We start from the raw sequence: 18,873 nt of genomic DNA, 5'->3' as shown, positions 1-18,873 counted from the left end.
TTGGGTGCCATTTCTTATTGGCTTACATGTCGGTTATTGCAGGCATGGTGCCAACTTTAGCTTGAGAAAATGTAATTTCTGATAAGTCATTGATTTGTATTGGTTAAATTGTTTTGTTGAGTGTTTTCAGGGGCTGTCGTAAAATTTGCAAAATTCTATTATTTATCAAAATAGATAGGAAAATATCTAAATGAATAATGTGGTGGTAGGAATTCTGGGGTCTAGGCTAGATCATGGTGGTTTGGGTAAACGTCGGTGGGAGCGTTGGCGGCCGAGCATCGCATTATTGATGCACCCTGAATTTCAGGTCGATGAATATTTGTTGATGTATTTGCCGGAAGATCAGTTGCTGCTGGATCTAACGGTGCAGGATATGGCTCAGGTTTCGCCGCATACCAAAGTAACTGCGATCCCTATCGCCTGTGAGGACGCTTGGGATTTTGAGCAGGTGTACAGTCAGATTCATGCGGTGGCAGTGAGCCAAGCGTTTGATGTTGAGCAGAATAATTATTTTGTGAATATCACCACGGGTACTCACGTGGCGCAGATTTGTTTGTACTTGTTGGCCGAAGCGCATTATTTGCCTGGCAAATTGTTGCAGTCATCGCCCAGCAAAGAGGGTGTGCAAGGAACCTATCATGTTATTGATTTGGATCTCTCGCGCTACGATCAAATAGCATCGCGGTTTGCCAAAGAGTCGCGCGATGCAGTTACCCATCTAAAAAGTGGAATTCAAACCCGCAATGCAGCCTTTAATGAATTGATTGCGCAGGTTGAGCAGGTTTCGGTTAAATCAACTGCTCCCATGTTGTTGAATGGTCCCACAGGGGCAGGGAAATCGCAGTTGGCAAAACGAATCTACGAATTGAAAAAACAACGCGGACAATTAACGGGAAATTTAGTCGAAGTAAACTGCGCTACGCTGCGTGGCGATAATGCAATGTCCGCGCTCTTTGGTCATGTAAAAGGCGCGTTTACTGGTGCATTGAATGCGCGTGCAGGGCTGCTGCGTGAAGCTCATCAAGGCATGTTATTTCTGGATGAGATCGGCGAGTTAGGTTTGGATGAACAAGCTATGTTGTTGCGTGCGATTGAAGAAAAAATATTTATGCCTTTTGGTGGCGATCAAACTGTCACCAGTGATTTTCAATTGATCGCCGGTACGCATCGCGATTTATTTGAATTGGTGCGGCAAGGATTATTTCGCGAAGATTTATTGGCTCGCATCAATTTATGGACTTATGAATTGCCTTCGCTAAAGTTGCGCAGTGAGGATTTAGAGCCAAATATCGAGCATGAGTTAAATAATTATGCGCGCAAGGCGGGTCATAAAGTGAGTTTTAATAAAGGTGCGCGTGAAGCTTATTTGCAGTTTGCCTATTCGCCGCAAGCGCTCTGGCGCGCTAACTTTCGCGACTTAAATTCCAGTATTACACGCATGGCAACGCTTGCGGTTGGCGGGCGTATTACTGAGGATATTGTAGCGGGTGAAATTGTTCGCTTGCAGCATGCCTGGCGCGGTTTTCAGAGCCAAGCTGTGACTAAAAATAATAGTTTGCTAGAAAATTATTTGTCTCCAGCTCAGCTTGCGAATCTGGATTTATTTGATCGCTTACAGCTAAGCGAGGTTATAAAAGTATGCAAGACAAGCCGTTCCTTGGCTGAAGCCGGGCGCACATTATTTAATGTGAGTCGAGATAAAAAATCCTCTGTAAATGACTCTCATCGTGTTAAGCAGTATCTGGAAAAATTTGGATTGAATTTTTCCTCGCTAACAGATAATTAATGCAGACTCGGCGTCTCCCAATCCACCCAGCGCGAAACTTCCACCGGAAAGCCACCATCGGTTTGTTGCACTTGGGTGTTTGCAGTTTTGTCATTTAGTAAAAACTTCTGCACAAATGCATCCACAAAAGGTTGCTGGCTGGCGGGGAGTTGGCAGTGGTTGTGGCCGCCTATTTGGGTTACGCCCATGTTGTCGGCTGCACCTAATGCGTTCCAAATTTCGCGCGCTACAACGGCAGTAGTGTAAGTACTTTGATTGCCCAGCCATTCCATGCCGGTGTTTTCTACGACTAATAATCCGCGCGGTGCAATAAGCCCCATCAAGCTGTGGTGATCAAAGGGCAGTTTGTTTGCGGCTTCGCTGAAAATTTTAAATTGCTCGGTAAACCACACATTTTCAGTCACGATTTGGCGCAGGGTTTGTACGTTTTGGCCTGCGGCTAATTGAGCGTCAGAAATGCGCCAGCTAGCGGCGCCGCCGGAACCTGATTCTTGCATGATGGTGAGTGCTAGTCGCTCATCAAATGCTCCTGCGATCAAGGCACCTTTGCCATTGCGCGAGCAACCGGTAACGCCTACTCGCTTCGGATCGATAAGGGTATTGCTAGTGTTGTGCAGTACATCGAGCACACGGCTTACGCCCCAGGCCCAGGCCATCATGGCGCTGGCGCGGTGATCGCTGCCGTATATGTCATAGAACAAACCTTTGCCGCGCGATTGTCCATTGTGTTGTTCACCCAGTAAATTATTGGGAAATTGAATAACGGCGATTCCTTGGCGCGATAGCTCGTCATTATTCAAATAGGAATTGCCTATGCCAATCATTGCGGGGTAGGGCGCAACGCCGGTACGGGGTAGGGTGATGAGTGCATCAAAGGCGATTTGTTTGCCCTTGTCGCGCACAATGACGGTAATTTTTCCGCTGCTAACTGATCCAGCCACTTGCAGTGGCGCTAGCGGTTTTTCGCCTAGTTCATAGGCTTGCGCTTGTGCTGCAATTTCTGCACGACGACAAGACCATTGTTTTTTAGTCAATACAGGTGTGCCATCCATAAAAATAAATGGATTGGGCAGTTTGCCTATTTCGGGTAGATCGGCAAATGGTTTGAGTGCTGCAATCTCGCAGTCTTGAGTAGAATTTTCTACCGAAACCGTCGCGCTGGAATTGTTTGCGTTTACCGATACTGCAACCGCTGAAGCTGTGACTGGCACCATCGAACTAGCGGGGGTGATCTTTGCATCGCTGTTGCCACCGCATCCCAATAAATGAATGCAGAGCGCTGGGATAAAAAAATAATGTTTGAGTAAAACTCTCATGCCTGTTCCTTTCTTATGTTTAGGATTCTGCTGAGAGGTTGCGTTTGTTGTGTAATGTTTTTGTTGTTCGGCAACCATAATGGGTTTGCGTCTTATCTGCAATTTGCTAAACACGTCTTATCACTTCCCATCGTCTTTGGTTGCCGCTCGCGCCAAGCGGTCATTCACATCATTCCATTCAGTTGATTGCGGTGGTTGTTCCATCCAAATTGCATCTATATCGAGTGCGTCCAACTCGTGCAATGTGCTGTATAACGCTTGGGCATAAAGTGCTTTGTTGGATGATGCGGCCCGATAAATTGGCGTGCTGCCAGATAAGTTTTCGATTGTGTTGCTCGCTGATTGAATGGCCTGGCTGTAAAAAACTACGGCGATGCGCTGGTTGGTGCGCTTGAGTTGTTGTACAAGTTCTTCGGTGGCGAAAATATGCAGCGGTTTGCGCGGTTGATAGTGCTGTTTTTTATTGCCCGAGATGGCTACCTCATGGCGTTGCGGCGCGGCCACTGGCTGCCCTAAACACTGGGCGATGGCATCGGCGGTAATGGGGCCGGCGCGCAGTATGCGCGGTTGGGATTGGGTCAAATCGACGATGGTGGATTCCAGCCCGAGTTGGCAGCTGCCGCCGTCTAGAATCGCCGCGATTTTGCCCGACAGCCCCTTAGCCACATGTGTTGCCTGGGTGGGACTGAGTTGTTGGTAGGGGTTGGCCGAGGGCGCGGCGAGCCCGAGTTCGGTCATGCGCAACAGGTTTTGCATCACTGGGTGGGCGGGCATGCGCAGGGCGATATTGGGTTCGCCACCGGTGACACAAGAGTCTACATGGGCGGCTTTTTTGAGCAGTAGGGTGAGTGGCCCCGGCCAAAAATGGCTGGCGAGGGCAAATGCGCTGGCGGGGATTTGCTCAGCCCAGTGATGCATATGCTCAGGGTCGGCGATATGAACAATCAGCGGGTGGTTGGCTGGGCGCCCCTTGGCGTTAAAAATCTGGGCGACCGCCTCCGGGTTGCTGGCGTCCGCCGCGAGACCATAAACGGTTTCGGTGGGCACCGCCACCAGCTTGCCCGCAATCAACAATTGGGCGGCGCGTGCCAGCTGCAAGGGCTGGTCGGTGAACAAGTATTCAGTGTGCATAGCTCGCTGCTCTCATTACTCTCGTTATGTTCGTGACTTTAGGGGTTGCAGTGCGGGCAGAGGCTGGGGTCAGCTTCGGGCTCGGTGACTGGGTAAGTTTGTTCAAAATGACAATGACCGCAGCGCGCGGTACGCGCTTTAATACTGTGGGTGGGGCAGCCGCAAGCGCGACAGGGAAGGCCGGGCAGGACATGGTCTGGCCAAAACCCCGGGGTATCGCACTGCGGGCAAGCAAGTTGCAAGCGTTCGATCAGATTTTCCATCGCCCTTCGGATATGTTCGCGCCGCTCTGGGCAGTGGTGCGCGCGCAGGTCATCGCTAATCACCAGCTCCTGCGCGAACGCCGAGCCGAGTAGGGCGTAGTTTCCAAACCAGTCTTTTAGCTGGGTTTCTATTGCATCTAACCCATAAAGCCCCTTGGCGACTCCGGCTGGGCTGCGCAATAACAAACCTTGTCCAGCTGGGGTTTGCTCCACAAATCGATAGAGCTCAGCCATGGAATTTAGGGTCTGGCTGCGTACACGGCTAAAGCCATAGTAGTGCCCCACCACCGACCAGCCCGCTTGCCGATTGATGCAGGCAATCAGCTCGTGATTAGCTGTGCCAAAACCGTAGTGGCTGGGGCTAAAACTACCTTCGCTACCCAACCCAAGGTTGAGACCGGTAAGCTCGCAGGCCAGCTGTGCTTTTTTCAGTGCGCAATCGAGCGGGCTCAGCTCGCGTTCAACCTCGCCACTAAAGGTGCCGAGTAAATCGGTATCGAAATTCTCGGTCAGTAGCAGCGATGCGCCCAACTGCGTTTCCAGCAAAGGCGCGAATATATTTTCTTTGCCGTGGCGAGTGAGTAGGGCAAATTGACTGTTGGCGAAGCGTGTTTGCATTAAAAGTAACCTTCACGTTTTTTCTTTTCCATCGAGCCAACTTGATCTTTATCCAGCATGCGGCCTTCGCGTTCGCTGGTTTTGCTCTGTACTAACTCATCAATAATATCGATGACTTGAGTGGCCTCGCTCAACACGGCGCCGGTTTGCGGGTAGCAGCCCAGTGTGCGGCAGCGCAGCGGGCGGTGGGCGAGGCTGGCGCGTTCGCGCTCGCTTAAAAACGGCAGCATGCGTTCGTCATCCAGAATTAAATATTGGCCGCCGTTATCGCTTACCCAGCTCATGCGCGGGGCGGATAAATACAGTGATACCAGCTCGATTTTTTCTTTGTGGATGTACTGCCAAATATCCAGTTCTGTCCAGTTCGATAAGGGAAATACACGCACCGATTCGCCTTTATCGATATGGCAGTTGTAAATGTTCCATAACTCCGGACGCTGATTTTTCGGATCCCAGCCTTGATGGGCATCGCGCACTGAAAATACTCGCTCTTTAGCGCGGGATTTTTCTTCATCGCGCCGGGCACCGCCCAGTGCGGCATCGAAGCGGTATTGTTTCATCGCCTGTTTTAGTGCTTGGGTCTTCATCAAATCGTTGTATTTAACTGAGCCTGAATTAATGGGGTGAATGCCCAGCGCGAGCGCTTCTTCATTGGTGTGAACCAGTATTCTGAGTTGATGTTTAGCGGCCATGGCATCGCGAAAACGCGCCATCTCGGCAAACTCCCAAGTGGTATCCACATGTAGCAGCGTGAATGGCACGGGGGCGGGGTAAAAGGCTTTGCGCGCGAGGTGCAGCATCACCGTTGAGTCTTTGCCGATCGAATAAAAAAAGCAGGGATTGTCGAAACTGGCGGCCACTTCGCGGATGATAAAAATGGCTTCAGCTTCGAGTTGTTGCAAGTGTGTTTGTGAGTACATGGGGGCTCCGCAAGAGCCTTGCCCCCCAATTGAGACGCAAGGCAAAAAATGTTTTTCGTGGCTACTTAAGCGCTGAACCAGGTTAATAACTGGTAGTAAATCGGGATGCCCACCAGCACATTGAACGGAAAGGTCACACCCAGCGAGGCAAAGATGGAGAGACCGACATCGGCTTCGGGAATCGCACCGCGAATCGCCGCCGGTGCTGCGATATAAGAGGCACTCGCGACCAAGCTGCCGAGAATCAAGCTGCTACCCGCAGGCAGACCCAGTAATACACCGAGGCTGATACCTATCACCGCTAAAATCATCGGCGCGACCAAGGCAAAGCCAATCAAACGCCAATGTTTTAACGGGAAGGGGTTGAGGTGTTTGGATACACACAAACCCATCTCCAGTAAGAACAGGGCAAGCAAGGCTTTGAAGGCGCCGAGGAACAGCGGGGTAATCGCGGCGCTGCCTTCCGGCCCGTACCAGTAACCAATCAACAAACCACCGGCCAGCAGGACTACACCGCGGCTGGTCAGTGCCTCGTGCCAAATGGCACTGGCCTTGGCGGTGCTGCCGGTGACTTTGCGATAAATCATAATTGCCACCACGATGGCTGGCAGTTCCAGTAGAACAAGGTAGAGCGTCGTCTGCGGGGCTATCGTAAGGTTATTGGCTTCAGCAAACGCCAGCGCCACGGCAAATGTACCGGCGCTGGCTGAGCCGTAGTGGGCAGCCAAGCTTGCGCTGTCGGCTGGGTTAAGCCCCGCGAGCTTGCGCACCAGAGGATAAACCGCCAAGGGGATCGCAATACCGACCAAAATCACCACCACCACTTCAGGCAGCAATTGCCAGCTCACTTGCCCGTGCAACGCTAATCCACCTTTCAAACCAAGGGTCAGCATTAACAAAATACTCAGGGTGTCATAAGCCGCTTTAGGCACTTTCAGGTCGGACTTGGCTACCCCGGCAAGGGCTCCGAGCAGGAAAAACATGATGACTATATCGGGCATGGTGTTCTCCAGATGGTTTAAGTTGTCTGGCGCGCATTGTGATCGTTGCTTGAAATAGATGATAATTAATGTTTATGTATTTATTAATAGATAATTATCTATATTGTTTTTGCTATATGGGTGCTCCTATGAATATTCGCCATCTCACCTTTCGCCTATTGCAGGTGTATATCGCCGTGGTGCGTACCGGGTCTATCTCTCAAGCGGCGGCGCAATTACACCTCACCCAGCCCACGGTTTCACTGCAGATCAAACGGCTGACAGAGGCTATAGGCGATACGCTGTTGGAGGTGCGCGATGGTCAGTATCGCCCCACCTTTGTGGGCACTGAGTTGTATCACGCCGCGCTGGATGCTCTTGGGCGCTTTGATGACTTCAACAGTTTTTTAAGCGATGCAGCGCAGGGCAGCAAAGGCCACTTCGGTATTGGGGTAGTGACCACGGCGAAATATATTTTGCCGCGTTTGCTCAGCCCCTATGCGCAACAGTATCCCGCAGTGGATGTGACCTTGAATATCGGTAACCGCGGCAGTGTATTGCAGCGTTTTGAAAACCAGTTGGATGATTTGTATTTATTTAGCCATCCACCTACCGGCGAACATGTGATTAGTGGGCGCTTCCTCAAAAATCCCTTGGTGCTTATTGCACCCATTCACCATTGGGCCGCACAACAACAGCAAGTAGATTTTGCAGAATTAGTGAATGAGCGTTTTTTAATGCGCGAACCGGGTAGCGCTACCCGCATGATGTTTGAAAATTGGCTGCGTGAAAATAATTTGCAGTTGCATAAGACCCTGCAAATCGAAAGTAACGAAGTGATTCGGATGAGTGTGGAAACGGGTTTGGGTTTAGCGGTTATTTCGGAACACACGCTGGCGCAGACCAATGCGCAAGTGGCGATTATTAATGTGCGGGATTTCCCCCTCACCAGCCATTGGTATTTGGTGCGTCATGGCGACCGGCGTTTGCCGGTCGCCGCACATAATTTTATTGAGTTTATGAACGCGCAGTTGAGCGATTGGGTGGAAGAAAAATATATTCGCAACGAACTGTCAGTTTTACTCAATGCTCTTTAATGTGTCTGCAGTCGTGATAGCAGTATCGACTGTTACTATGACTGGGAAATGATCCGAAGGGTAGAGATTGTTATAAATAGTGGTGTCGATTTGATGACTGTGCACTTTCATTGATTTTTTTACAAAAATGAAATCAATTTTATTGCCCGGTTCTTTGTTTTCGCCAAAGCCATTAAAGGTTTTGTTGCCGCCCGTTGCTGGAGTAGTTGAGGTTTTTTCGGCGTCGGCGAGAGTTTCGGTGATGATGTCGTAACTAGGAGCGGGCGCGGTAAAATTAAAATCGCCGGTGACCACAACGGGTGCTGCAGCGTCGAGTTTGGCAATCTCATTGATTAATAATTTGGCGCCTTCCTGCCGCGCCACTTCGCCTTCGTTGTCCAGATGGGTGTTGAACACATATATAAATTGTTTGGTTTGCGCATCGAGTAATTTGGCGATGCTGAGCGTGCGGCGATAAGTTGCATCCCAACCGCGCGAAGGTTGCAGTGGCGTTTGCGATAACCAGAGTGTTTGCTGCCCCTGCAGCGACAAGCGCGAGGTGCGAAATAAAATAGCCGTTGTTTCGCCTTTGTCCCTGCCGTCGTCACGGCCTACACCCATCCAGGAATAGTCATCCAGCATTTCTACCAAGTCTTCAATTTGATTGAGTTCCGCCTCTTGCAAGCCGATGACATCCGGGTTGTGCATTTTGATCAAATGCCCCACTAGATATTTGCGTTTTTTCCAATTGTTAATGTTGTCTGGCGCTTCACATGGGCCGCAGCGAATGTTGTAGCTCATCACACTGAGTTGGGTGGTTTGTGCCCAGGCACTGGTAGCTAAAATCAATAATGCCAAACTGCATAGAATCTGTTTCATCATGTGTGCTCCGGTTTTTCTGTTTGGCAATTCCAACAGGTTTCAAATGCTGCATCGTTCGGTTCGTTGCAGTGAGTGCAAGTCCAATCTGGTGCGTTAGTGGCACTCAGCGCGTGAGTAATAATTTCTATTGCGCGATCATAGTCGGCATCGTCTATCACCCATAATTCTGGCCAGGTATCAAACGGTGAAATTTCACCAATCGCACCGGAAGCAAATTCGTTTTTCCACACCACACGAATCCCGGCTTGTTCAAGGATGTTGTGCGCATTAGCAACCAAAAAACGGTTTTCGTGGGTGTAGATGAGTTTCATGTTAAGCGCGCCTTTTATTTGTTGTGTTGTGTTTGCTCAAGCAATTCTGCTCGTTCGCGCTCTAACTCTTGCCGTAACTCTTCTTCGGATGGCAGTATCAATTTATAGCGGCTGGCAAATAATTGCTCGCTTCCGTTGAGGACTGAATAGCGCACTACAGATGAGTCTTTTTGTGAGCAGAGAATAATACCAACAGTAGGGTTGTCATCTTCACCCCGTTTCAAATCATCGTACATTCGAACATACATATCCATTTGGCCAATATCCTGATGGCTTAGCTCTCCGGTTTTTAAGTCGAATAATACGAAGCACTTGAGTAGATAGTTATAAAAAACCAAATCGATGTAGAAGTCTTTATTGTCAGTGCTAATCCGTTGTTGACGAGCGACGAATGCAAAGCCGCTGCCAAGTTCCAGTAAAAAGCTTTGTAGTTTATTCATCAGCCCTTGTTCTAAATCACTCTCTAGTAGACGCCCGGCTTCGGGTAGCCCCAGAAATTCTAATACCACCGGGTCGCGCACAAACTCTCTTGGCGTTTTGCTCAGCGGCTCGGTTAAGTTTGCTGCTTCAAGTGCAACGGCTGGCTGATCTTGGCTTGTTAGTAATCGCTCGTAGTAGAGTGTGGAGATTTGGCGCTCAAGCGCACGTGAACTCCAATTTTGGCGGATACTTTCCGCTATGTACCATGCGCGGGCGGACGGGCTTTCAACTTTGAGTAAGGTGCGGTAATGCGTCCAGCTCAATTCGTGACGCACTGCGTCACGAATTGGAAATGCTTTGTAGAATAACCGCATATAGCGCAAGTTAGATGAATCAAAACCTTTCCCAAATTCTTTTGTTAATTGAGTAGCTAGATCCGTCAGCAAGCGTTTTCCATATTCTGCTCGCGCTTGTCCGTTTTGTTCAAACTCAACGATGTGATGACCTATTTCCCAGCAAGTGCGAATCTGCACTGTGTCAACTGCGCGCAGTGCTTGCCGACGCGCATCGATAATCAACTGGCGTAAATTCCCCAGCAAATTATTAAGGTCATGAACGTCTTTGGTCATTTTCTCCCTCGTTGAAAAGTGTTGCCTTATCGAATGTGCATGTTGAGTTAAGGATTGTTGAGGCTCACACCCTTCATTTCATTCATCGCGTTGCTGCGGGTTTCTATCAGCTCATCGCCTTGTTGGTCGATGAACAATACCGCGAGATTATTATGGTTTGCGACTTTTAAACCTTCGCTGCTGCCCAAGCATAGCAGTGCGGTAGACCAGCCGTCGGCAATCGTGGGGTTTTCGTGCAGTATGGCCGCAGAAACTGTGTTGTGTTCGACAGGTTTGCCGCTGCGTGCATCAAGAATATGGCTGTAGCGTTTGCCGTTACTGTCAAAGTAGTGGCGATAGGTGCCCGATGCCATAAGCGACATAGGTGCGCCTGAATCAAAGCTGACGATTTTATGCATCTTGCGCTCGTTCGGCAGTGGTTTTTCCAGTGCGATTTTCCACGGCTCGCCGTCCGGTTTTTTGCCGCTGATTTTTAATTCGCCGCCGATCTCAACTAAATATTGTTGTACGCCATATTGCTCAAGTATTTTTACAATTTGGCCGACTGCATAACCTTGGCCAATTGAAGATACGTCGATACGCAAATTGGGAATCTGTTTGCGCAAATGCGTTGCATCGACCGTTTCAATATTATCCAAACCGATGACTGCCATGGTCTGGGCAAGGTCGGCATCACTCGGTGGGCTGAATTCATCTTTTTTAAAGCCCCACAAATCAAACAAGGGTTTGATAGTGAGGTCGTAACAACCATTGCTGGCGCGATGAATTTTGCGCGCTTCTTCAAGCAGCGCGACTAGTTCGGCATCTACCTCATAAACATCGGTGGTCTGTTGAGCGTTAAAGGCTTCAATTACGGAATCATCGCGATAATTGGAGAGCGATTTATCGATGCGCGCAAATTCAGTTTCTACTGCTTGCTCGATGGTGGATAGCGCGGTACTGGAGCCCTGCGGTAATACAAAACTGAGGTTGTAGGTAGTGCCCTGTGCAAAGCCCGAAATTTTGCTAATCTCGGGGCTTTTGCTGCAACCAGTGTTTACCAGTGCCAGCAGTATCAGACTTATTGCAACAATTGAACGAGCGCGAAAAGGGTTAATCCTAGAGCCTAGTGAGGTGAGCATGAGAAAATCCTATGACATAAAAAAGGTGAAATAGAGTGGCCGGCATTATAGCGGCATAATTCCTGCTGGTTTGCTTATTAACTTTGGTGAAAGGCGCGCAGTTTGATTTGCTGACTATACTTTGAAAACCTATTCAGCCTTCAAGTCTGCGGAAAGTCCATGCTTCAATTGTTGTCCCGATTGTGTAATCCCCTTTCTTTAAGCCCTTTAGTGCGGATGAAACTAATAGGCTGGATCTTGCCTCCTGCCTTACTGATTGCGCTGCTTGCATTATGTGAATTGGCGGTAAAAGCTGAGTTCCAATCAGACCGTCAAGCGCGTCTGGTGGCGATGAATCAGGATCTGGCAGGCTTGGCCAGTCTGCTCACTTATGAGCTTAATGCGGCGCAGTATTTCACTCTAGGCTTAAAAGCTTATCTAGAAGCAAACGATGGGCTTGTGGATGAAAAAGCTTTAGCGCCTTGGTTGACCGAGTTGCAGGAGCGCGGGGCTCACATTCGCAACATCGCTTTGGCGCCAGATAATCGCATTGCTTACATCTATCCATTAAAGGCTAATAAGGCTGCACTCGGACTATATTATCCCGATGTCCCTACACAGTGGCCAGGAGTCAAAACGGTAATAGAAACCCGTCAGCCGAAATTGATTGGCCCTTTTGAATTGCGTCAGGGGGGCATTGGGCTGGTGTATCGCGAGGCCATTTTTCTACATGAAAATCAATATTGGGGATTAGTCAGCACGGCGATTAATGCTGATAGTCTATTTGCGGCTCTGCTGGAGCGCGCGCATCGCAGTGCGATGAGTATTAATATTTATGACCGCGGACAGGATCAATGGTTAATGGAGGGTGATGGGGTTTCCGGTGATTTGCAAGAGCTGATTGCCATTCCAGTTGTGGGGCGGCAATGGGATCTAGTGGTGGGTGCCGATATGACACAAATTCCGTTGCGACTAAATATTGCTCGCTGGGGTGGATGGTTGGTCGCTTTATTCAGTGCATATTTATTGTTTCAATTTATTCGCTCGTTAAGCGCGCGTATGCAGGCCAATCGCGCGTTGGAAGATAGTCAGAAACGGTTTCAGCGAGTGTTTTCAGCATCGCCTCAAGCCATGGCATTGATAGAAAACGATGCGCTATGGCTGGAAGTGAATTCCAGTTTTTGCACGCTAACGGGGTTGCAGCCCGATGAGCTGCAGGGCAAAACAATTGTGGATTTATTTGACTCGGCGGAGCAGGCACGTGTGCTGGCTGCAATGCAGGAAATTGATACCAGTTTTGTGATCAATAATGCGCACTTTAAGCAATTTGAAGCGCATCTGGCATCCCCCGGTGCGGATAAGTTAATGGGTTTGGTGAGTTTGGGCATTTGTTATCGCACTGCGAAAAAAACCCATTGGACATTGCAGATTATCGATATCAGCGAGCGCATTCGGCTGGATAATTTGAAACGCGATTTTGTTTCAATGGTCAGCCATGAATTGCGCACACCACTCACATCGATTTTAGGTGGCTTGAAATTATTGGCGAGTGGCAGTTTTTCAGGGTTCGATGAGAACGCAACAAAAATTATTAATATTGCTCTGCACAATGGGGAGCGCTTGTCGCTTTTGATTAATGATTTGTTGGATATGGAAAAACTAGTAGCTGGAAAAATGCAATTTCAATTGCAAAAACACGATTTGATATCACTATTAAAGCAGTCATTGGAATCTATTGAACCCTATGCCGCACAGTATCAAGTGCGTTTGGTTTTTAATACTCCCGATAGTGGACTCTGGGTTAAAGTCGATGATTCTCGCCTGTTGCAAGTAATGGCCAATCTGCTCTCCAATGCGGTGAAATTTTCTCCGCCGGATGGTGAGGTCAGCTTGAGTATCGAGGTAGATGGTACTCGAGCGAAAGTGGTTATTTGCGATCAGGGCGAAGGTGTTGCACTGGCGGATCAGAGCAAGTTATTTAAACGCTTTTCCCAGGTGGACTCATCCTCTACCCGTAAAAAAGGGGGAACCGGTTTAGGGTTGGCGATTAGTAAAGAATTGATTGAAATGATGGAAGGGGCTATCGGCTATCAACCAGCACCAGATGGTGGTTCTTGTTTTTATTTTGAGTTGGCGCTGGCTGATGGACAGGAAAAAAATTCATCGGATGGCGAGGTTGGGGGTGTGCAGCGCGAATAATTATTCGCGCTCAGTTTCACCACCAAAGGCCGCTAGTAGGGCAGCAATAAAGTTTTTTAACTCCATTGCCATAATGGCAAAGTCTGCGTCGAATTGTTCCGCTTTGCTTTCCGGATTGCGCTCGTTGGCTTTATCGCTAATCACATCTTCAAACTTTACGCGTTTAACGGCGACTTGATCGTCGATGATGCAGCTGATCGATTCCTTCCACACCAAACCAATTTTGCTGACGTGCATACCGCTTTCTAAATGGTTGCGGATTTCGCTTGCGGTTAAATCCTGTTTTTTGCAGCGAATTACACGGCCATCTTTCGCCGCTTGTAATTCCACTTCTTCGCCCAATTCAAACTGGTGCGGCGCTTGGCTTTCTCGCAGCCAATGAGTCATCACTTGGGTGGGAATATTCTTGGGTGCTATAGGTAAACAGCGCAGGCTGCCAATCGCCTCGCGCAATTTGCTCAGCAAATCTTCCGCCCGTTTGGCGGAGGATGAATTCACCACAATTAAATTATCTTGCGGAGCGATATAAGCGTAATCCAGCGATGAGCGGGTAAAGGCTTTTGGCAGCAGGGAGAAAATAATTTCGTCTTTTAAAGTGTCGCGTTCTTTGCGGCTGACAGAGCGCGCTTCGGCATCGCTAATGGCGAGAATTTTTTCTTCCAGTTGTTCTTTGATCACACCGCCGGGCAGAATTTTTTCCTGCTTCTTGGCGCAAATCATAATGTAGCCGTTGGTTACATGAATATATTCACTGCCGTGGCGGCCCAGCGGAAATTCAAAACCATAACGCATAGGGTCGAGGCTGCCGCAGGGGTTAAAACAAAACTCGGCCAGCTTTTCATTCAATTCTTCAGCGGAAATAGTCCACTCTTCGGTCAGGCGATATAAACGTAAATTTTTAAACCACATGGAAAATCCAATAGTTACAAAAAAATAAATTAAGAATGTTGATCAGGTGCGATGAAGCGAGGATTTCGGGATTTTTTCCGAGACCGTCTGAGACATGGATGTCGAAGATGAGCCTCCAAGGAAGGATTCACGGCGTGTCTTGGAAAAGATCGCGGAATCCTCGCTGGAGGCTAGGGTTGAATCAATTAACCAACAATATCAATCAACTCAACATCAAAAATCAGCGTCGAGAAGGGTGCAATGCTGGCACCGGCTCCGCGCTCACCGTAGGCGAGGTTTTGCGGTACATACAAACGCCATTTAGAACCCACTGGCATCAATTGCAATGCTTCAGTCCAGCCTGCGATTACACCGTTCACTGGGAAATCAATTGGCTGACCGCGATTTACCGAACTATCAAACACAGTGCCGTCGATCAGGGTGCCGTGGTAATGGGTTTTCACTTTGGATGTCGCGGTTGGAACAGCACCAGTACCCTGAGTGATTACTTCGTATTGCAAGCCAGATGCAGTTACGGTGATACCGGCTTTTTTCGCATTTTCAGCCAGGAAGGCTTCGCCCGCACCCGCCAGTGCCTTGTGCTTATCAGCTTCTTTAGCTTGCATTTGAGTATTGATCACTTCAAATGCATTTTGCATTTCTTCGTTGCTGTAAGGCATGGCCACGCCATTCAGAGCATCCATAACACCCTGCGCAACGGCCGCGGCAGAAACGCCATCAAACGGATTGCTTGCCAATTGATCGCCCATTTGGCGGCCAATGCCGTAGCTTACGAGTTCTTCAACAGTCTTGTATTGGTTAGACATAAATCAACTTCCAATCGATAAAATGGCCGCGCAGTCTAGCAGATCAAGCGCGCTATGCCTCGGGCTTTTGTTCGGCTTGGGGTTCATTGCCTGCATCGGGTACGTTGACTTCGCGGATAAAAATCTCCCAAAAAGCGATAAACAGAGCCGCCACCAATGGGCCAATCACAAAGCCATTAATGCCAAACAAACCAAGGCCGCCAAGGGTGGAGAGCAGCACAATATAGTCGGGCAGCTTGGTGTCGCGCCCCACCAAAATCGGGCGCAGAATATTGTCGATCAGACCAATTACACCCATGCCAACTCCAACCAGAACAATGCCTTTGATATTGTCGCCTGTGGCAAATAGGTAGACGGCAACCGGCGCCCAGACAATCGCTGGGCCCACGGCCGGTATCAGAGACATGACCGCCATCACCACGCCCCACAGCAGCGCGCCTGGAATGCCTAGTGCCCAAAAGACCAAACCGCCGAGTGAGCCTTGCACCACCGCAATCACCATATTGCCCTTGATGGTAGCGCGGGTGACTTCACCAAATTTGGCAAATAACATGCGCTCCCGTGTGTCGCCGAGCGGTAGTGCGCGGATTAATAACTCCAGCAGGTAATTGCCATCGCGCAGTAGGAAAAATGTCAGGTACAACATCAAACAGATATTCAGCAATAGTTTGAAGGTGTTCTGGCCAATGCTGAGAGCATGCTGTGCGATCCACTTGCCGCCGCTCATGCTCACGCTCAGTACACCTTCTTTCACTTTGGCAAAGTCGATACCAAAGCGCTCCAGCGTTTGCTGTACAGCCGGGAAGGCGGTGCGCACCTGATCGATATACTGGGCAGGATTGACCTCGCCCGATTCGAGCTTGCTGTAGTAGTCAGCACCTTCAGATACCACTGAGCTAATCAATAGCGTAACCGGCAAGACCACCACCAATATGCATGTGGTTAAGGTCAGCAGGGCGCAGATAGTGCTGCGACCATTGAGATACTTAAGTAGTCGCGTTTGCATTGGATAAAAAATAATGGTGATGGCGCACGCCCAAAAAATCGTCCCGAAGAAGGGTTTTAATATCATTAAAAACCCAACGGAAATGATGAATAAAAACAGTAAAAACGTGCGTGTTTCCAATTTTTCTTGCATGGCGCTAATCCTTAAAGAAACTGTGCGGATGTTATCGCGCTGACTATACGGGAGCCGACGGAAGGTGTCATCACTGGTATTTGTGTAGCCTATTCGGCAGGATGGCCGCTTTTCTTCTATGCTTCGTGGATGTTTATTGTTGCAGATGAGCCTTTATGCCTATGCTCAGGTTTGATTGTCGGTTTTTCGCGTTGCGCACCCGAGTGTCGCTGTGGTGCATTCTATTTGCTTTTATCTCGCCGTCTGCGGCGCTAGCCAACGCAGAGCAAGTGCGTATTCCAGTGAAAGTGCAAGGCACGGCACTGGAGCAACCAAGTGATTACTTCACGACTTTATTGGTGATGGCATTGAATGCCAGCAAGGCTGATAACGAAGTGATTGATATAGTTTTTTCCCCGCGCGATTACTCGCAAGCGCGCTGGATTAATATGCTGGAAAATGACAGTAGTGATTTTGTAATCTGGACCATGACTGATAAAGAGCGCGAGCAACAATTGCGCCCTATACGCATCCCCTTGTTTAAAGGTTTGTTCGGTTATCGCGTATTGTTGATTCGCAAACACGAGCAAGCACGGTTTGATCAAATAAAAAAACGGCAAGATCTGGCGAAGTTTCTCGGCGGGCAGGGCACTCACTGGCCGGATACGTTAATTTTGCAAGCGAATGGTTTGCGTTTGACCACGTCCGAGACAACCGAATCGCTGTTTCGGATGATCAATGCCCGCCGCTTTGATTATTTTCCGCGCGGTGTATCTGAAGCCTGGTTTGAATTGCTGCAGCGCAAAGAGACGCGCCTGGAAGTAGAAGACAACTTGCTCATCTACTACCCCTCGGCGATTTACTTTTTTGTGAATAAAAACAATGAAGCGCTCGCGCAGCGCATCGAAAAGGGTATGGAATTACTGATCGATAACGGTAAATTTGACCAGTTTTTTTACAATCATCCAAGGGTTAGCTCGGGACTGGAACGATTAAAAAACCGTCGGATTATTACACTAAAAAATCCGTATTTACCGGCTGAAACTCCGGTTGATAATCCCCGTTATTGGATTGATTTGTCGAAGTTGGTGGCGGATTAGTTATTCGCCAGTGTGAAGCTGAGCAATCTGATAGCGTGTACTGCGCCCACCGCCGGGTAATTTTTGTAAACAGCCCTTATCGAGCAAATCACTTAAATGACGGGTGGCAGTAGCTTTACTCACCTTGGCGACTTTTTGATATTGCGCGGCGCTAATGCCACCTTCAAAGCCTCGTTCGCCACCGTCTAATAATCGGTTGAGAACTTTACGCTGTTCAGCGGAAAAGTTTTCTGTATGAAACTCTTGCCAGAAGCGTCGCTTTTGCAAAATACGGTCAATAGATGCCAGCGCCATTTGCAAGGTGGTGTTGAGTGTCAATAAAAACCATTCAAGCCAGTTGGTGATGTTCAAATCACCTGTTTGCGATTGCTCCAAAATACGATAGTAATCACTGCGGCTCGCTAAAATCGCCGCTGACATTGCATATAAACGAATGGATTGTGCATCGGCCTGCGCCAATGCCAAATCCGTCAGCGCACGTGTAATGCGGCCATTGCCATCATCAAATGGATGTAGCGTAATAAACCAAAAATGGGTGATGGCGGCGCGTACCAGTGGGTCAATAGAAGGATTGTTTGACTGGTTAAACCAAGCGATAAATTGTGTAAGCTGGTCATCCAATACGCGGCGTGGTGGCGCTTCAAAATGTATTTTGGGTTTGTCTATTCGGCCGGATACCACCTGCATTGGGTCATTGCCACGCAATTGCCCTACCTGAATAGAGACCAAGCGCGGTTCATCATCGGGGAACAACCAGCGATGCCATTTAAATAAACGCTCAAGCGAGAGTGGCGCATGGCTATTTTGCACTGCATCCATCATCAGCTCAGCCAAACCCTCGGTGCGTGCCGAGGTTGCCTCGGTTAACTCATCGCTTAGTTTAAGACCCAAGCGCTGCGCCAAAGAAGAGCGCACCGATGCGGCATTCAATCCTTCTCCTTCAATGGCGGAAGAGGTGATGATGTTTTGTAACAGCGCATCCAACGCCGCTGCCTTATCTAGCCCCTCAGCTACCGTTCCGGCGCGCCCCAATAATACGCCAAGTTTGGTATGTGCCTCGCGCAACAAAGGTTCTACGCAGGCATGATCCCAGCGAAACTCCGGCCAATCGGCTTGCTGCCAAATCCAACGGTTGGGTGGTGTGTAATCGCTCAAACTTGCCTCCGGTGAGGGTTGAGCCGATTATTTATTGTATTCGGCTCACAATATGAGCCGAATAATAGATTTATTCGGCTCATTGGGCAAGTTTGCGTGTCTATCTGAAGGGCGGATAACAGTAATTTCTTTAGGGCTTATATACTCACGCGATG

The 18,873-nt window shown here is 48.9% G+C and carries 17 protein-coding genes; 4 read left to right on the top strand and 13 right to left on the bottom strand.

From position 1 onward, the window contains the following. Nucleotides 1-190 precede the first annotated feature (190 nt). On the top strand, nt 191-1,786 hold the full coding sequence (gene rtcR, locus AC2CG4_RS03545) for an RNA repair transcriptional activator RtcR (protein ID WP_484484956.1): 1,596 nt from the start codon (nt 191-193) through the stop codon (nt 1,784-1,786). Here rtcR and AC2CG4_RS03540 read toward each other — a convergent pair. The 5 genes from AC2CG4_RS03540 to AC2CG4_RS03520 form a co-directional block, all read right to left on the bottom strand. Further along, on the bottom strand, nt 1,783-3,102 hold the full coding sequence (locus AC2CG4_RS03540; RefSeq protein WP_484484955.1) for a glucuronyl esterase domain-containing protein: 1,320 nt from the start codon (nt 3,100-3,102) through the stop codon (nt 1,783-1,785). The genes rtcR and AC2CG4_RS03540 overlap by 4 nt on opposite strands. A gap of 120 nt (nt 3,103-3,222) precedes the next feature. Then, nucleotides 3,223-4,233 (bottom strand): L-threonylcarbamoyladenylate synthase, encoded by a 1,011-nt coding sequence (locus AC2CG4_RS03535; protein ID WP_484484954.1) that lies wholly within the window; start codon nt 4,231-4,233, stop codon nt 3,223-3,225. A gap of 38 nt (nt 4,234-4,271) precedes the next feature. Next, nucleotides 4,272-5,114 (bottom strand): DUF6671 family protein, encoded by an 843-nt coding sequence (locus AC2CG4_RS03530; RefSeq protein ID WP_484484953.1) that lies wholly within the window; start codon nt 5,112-5,114, stop codon nt 4,272-4,274. Continuing rightward, nucleotides 5,114-6,034, bottom strand: a complete 921-nt coding sequence (gene cysD / locus AC2CG4_RS03525; RefSeq protein ID WP_484484952.1) for a sulfate adenylyltransferase subunit CysD — start codon at nt 6,032-6,034, stop codon at nt 5,114-5,116. Before cysD ends, AC2CG4_RS03530 begins: the two co-directional genes overlap by 1 nt. Nucleotides 6,035-6,099: 65 nt before the next feature. Next, nucleotides 6,100-7,035 carry a sodium-dependent bicarbonate transport family permease gene (locus AC2CG4_RS03520; protein WP_484484951.1) on the bottom strand — a complete coding sequence of 312 codons (936 nt, stop codon included), beginning with the start codon at nt 7,033-7,035 and terminating at the stop codon, nt 6,100-6,102. 128 nt (nt 7,036-7,163) lie between these two features. Between AC2CG4_RS03520 and AC2CG4_RS03515 the strand changes: the two genes are divergently transcribed. Next, nucleotides 7,164-8,111, top strand: coding sequence for a LysR family transcriptional regulator (locus AC2CG4_RS03515; protein ID WP_484484950.1), 948 nt, complete (start codon nt 7,164-7,166; stop codon nt 8,109-8,111). On the opposite strand, the gene AC2CG4_RS03510 is transcribed toward AC2CG4_RS03515, so the two are convergent. The 4 genes from AC2CG4_RS03510 to AC2CG4_RS03495 are packed head-to-tail and all read right to left on the bottom strand — an operon-like array spanning nt 8,094 to nt 11,453. Beyond that, nucleotides 8,094-8,972 carry an endonuclease/exonuclease/phosphatase family protein gene (locus tag AC2CG4_RS03510; protein WP_484484949.1) on the bottom strand — a complete coding sequence of 293 codons (879 nt, stop codon included), beginning with the start codon at nt 8,970-8,972 and terminating at the stop codon, nt 8,094-8,096. The two genes, AC2CG4_RS03515 and AC2CG4_RS03510, sit on opposite strands and share 18 nt — an antisense overlap. Next, nucleotides 8,969-9,283 carry a putative signal transducing protein gene (locus AC2CG4_RS03505; RefSeq protein WP_484484948.1) on the bottom strand — a complete coding sequence of 105 codons (315 nt, stop codon included), beginning with the start codon at nt 9,281-9,283 and terminating at the stop codon, nt 8,969-8,971. Before AC2CG4_RS03505 ends, AC2CG4_RS03510 begins: the two co-directional genes overlap by 4 nt. Before the next feature lie 14 nt (nt 9,284-9,297). Next, on the bottom strand, nt 9,298-10,332 hold the full coding sequence (locus tag AC2CG4_RS03500; RefSeq protein WP_484484947.1) for a PDDEXK nuclease domain-containing protein: 1,035 nt from the start codon (nt 10,330-10,332) through the stop codon (nt 9,298-9,300). 47 nt (nt 10,333-10,379) lie between these two features. Next, nucleotides 10,380-11,453 carry an FAD:protein FMN transferase gene (locus AC2CG4_RS03495; RefSeq protein ID WP_484484946.1) on the bottom strand — a complete coding sequence of 358 codons (1,074 nt, stop codon included), beginning with the start codon at nt 11,451-11,453 and terminating at the stop codon, nt 10,380-10,382. 237 nt (nt 11,454-11,690) lie between these two features. Here AC2CG4_RS03495 and AC2CG4_RS03490 point away from each other — a divergent pair, with 237 nt between their 5' ends. Beyond that, entirely contained in the window at nt 11,691-13,631 is a 1,941-nt protein-coding gene (locus AC2CG4_RS03490) for an ATP-binding protein (protein ID WP_484484945.1), read from the top strand. On the opposite strand, the gene rdgC is transcribed toward AC2CG4_RS03490, so the two are convergent. The 3 genes from rdgC to AC2CG4_RS03475 all read right to left on the bottom strand — a co-directional run bounded on the left by rdgC (nt 13,632) and on the right by AC2CG4_RS03475 (nt 16,484). Beyond that, nucleotides 13,632-14,540, bottom strand: coding sequence for a recombination-associated protein RdgC (gene rdgC, locus AC2CG4_RS03485; protein WP_484484944.1), 909 nt, complete (start codon nt 14,538-14,540; stop codon nt 13,632-13,634). A gap of 185 nt (nt 14,541-14,725) precedes the next feature. Then, complete coding sequence (bamJ, locus tag AC2CG4_RS03480; protein ID WP_484484943.1) at nt 14,726-15,346, bottom strand: BamJ family beta-barrel-assembly machinery protein; 621 nt, start codon at nt 15,344-15,346, stop codon at nt 14,726-14,728. 52 nt (nt 15,347-15,398) lie between these two features. Continuing rightward, nucleotides 15,399-16,484 (bottom strand): AI-2E family transporter, encoded by a 1,086-nt coding sequence (locus AC2CG4_RS03475; protein WP_484484942.1) that lies wholly within the window; start codon nt 16,482-16,484, stop codon nt 15,399-15,401. A gap of 161 nt (nt 16,485-16,645) precedes the next feature. On the opposite strand from AC2CG4_RS03475, the gene AC2CG4_RS03470 reads away from it, so the two are divergent. Next, the gene (locus AC2CG4_RS03470; RefSeq protein ID WP_484484941.1) at nt 16,646-17,563 is read left to right on the top strand and encodes a substrate-binding periplasmic protein; all 918 of its coding nucleotides are present in this window, start codon (nt 16,646-16,648) and stop codon (nt 17,561-17,563) included. On the opposite strand, the gene AC2CG4_RS03465 is transcribed toward AC2CG4_RS03470, so the two are convergent. Beyond that, nucleotides 17,564-18,718: a Fic family protein gene (locus AC2CG4_RS03465; RefSeq protein WP_484484940.1), complete on the bottom strand. Its 1,155-nt coding sequence runs from the start codon at nt 18,716-18,718 to the stop codon at nt 17,564-17,566. Nucleotides 18,719-18,873 lie beyond the last annotated feature (155 nt).

The organism is Cellvibrio sp. ATLC23, from assembly GCF_057196725.1.
This window is presented reverse-complemented; position numbering and strand designations above follow the sequence as displayed.

What these genes read in the sequence shown, in the direction of transcription:
- rtcR (WP_484484956.1), top strand. Translation starts at nt 191, where the DNA reads ATGAATAATGTGGTGGTAGGAATTCTGGGGTCTAGGCTAGATCATGGT.
- AC2CG4_RS03500 (WP_484484947.1), bottom strand. Translation starts at nt 10,332, where the DNA reads ATGACCAAAGACGTTCATGACCTTAATAATTTGCTGGGGAATTTACGC.
- AC2CG4_RS03540 (WP_484484955.1), bottom strand. Translation starts at nt 3,102, where the DNA reads ATGAGAGTTTTACTCAAACATTATTTTTTTATCCCAGCGCTCTGCATT.
- AC2CG4_RS03510 (WP_484484949.1), bottom strand. Translation starts at nt 8,972, where the DNA reads ATGATGAAACAGATTCTATGCAGTTTGGCATTATTGATTTTAGCTACC.
- AC2CG4_RS03505 (WP_484484948.1), bottom strand. Translation starts at nt 9,283, where the DNA reads ATGAAACTCATCTACACCCACGAAAACCGTTTTTTGGTTGCTAATGCG.
- AC2CG4_RS03470 (WP_484484941.1), top strand. Translation starts at nt 16,646, where the DNA reads ATGCTCAGGTTTGATTGTCGGTTTTTCGCGTTGCGCACCCGAGTGTCG.
- AC2CG4_RS03515 (WP_484484950.1), top strand. Translation starts at nt 7,164, where the DNA reads ATGAATATTCGCCATCTCACCTTTCGCCTATTGCAGGTGTATATCGCC.
- rdgC (WP_484484944.1), bottom strand. Translation starts at nt 14,540, where the DNA reads ATGTGGTTTAAAAATTTACGTTTATATCGCCTGACCGAAGAGTGGACT.
- AC2CG4_RS03535 (WP_484484954.1), bottom strand. Translation starts at nt 4,233, where the DNA reads ATGCACACTGAATACTTGTTCACCGACCAGCCCTTGCAGCTGGCACGC.
- cysD (WP_484484952.1), bottom strand. Translation starts at nt 6,034, where the DNA reads ATGTACTCACAAACACACTTGCAACAACTCGAAGCTGAAGCCATTTTT.
- AC2CG4_RS03475 (WP_484484942.1), bottom strand. Translation starts at nt 16,484, where the DNA reads ATGCAAGAAAAATTGGAAACACGCACGTTTTTACTGTTTTTATTCATC.
- AC2CG4_RS03530 (WP_484484953.1), bottom strand. Translation starts at nt 5,114, where the DNA reads ATGCAAACACGCTTCGCCAACAGTCAATTTGCCCTACTCACTCGCCAC.
- AC2CG4_RS03495 (WP_484484946.1), bottom strand. Translation starts at nt 11,453, where the DNA reads ATGCTCACCTCACTAGGCTCTAGGATTAACCCTTTTCGCGCTCGTTCA.
- bamJ (WP_484484943.1), bottom strand. Translation starts at nt 15,346, where the DNA reads ATGTCTAACCAATACAAGACTGTTGAAGAACTCGTAAGCTACGGCATT.
- AC2CG4_RS03520 (WP_484484951.1), bottom strand. Translation starts at nt 7,035, where the DNA reads ATGCCCGATATAGTCATCATGTTTTTCCTGCTCGGAGCCCTTGCCGGG.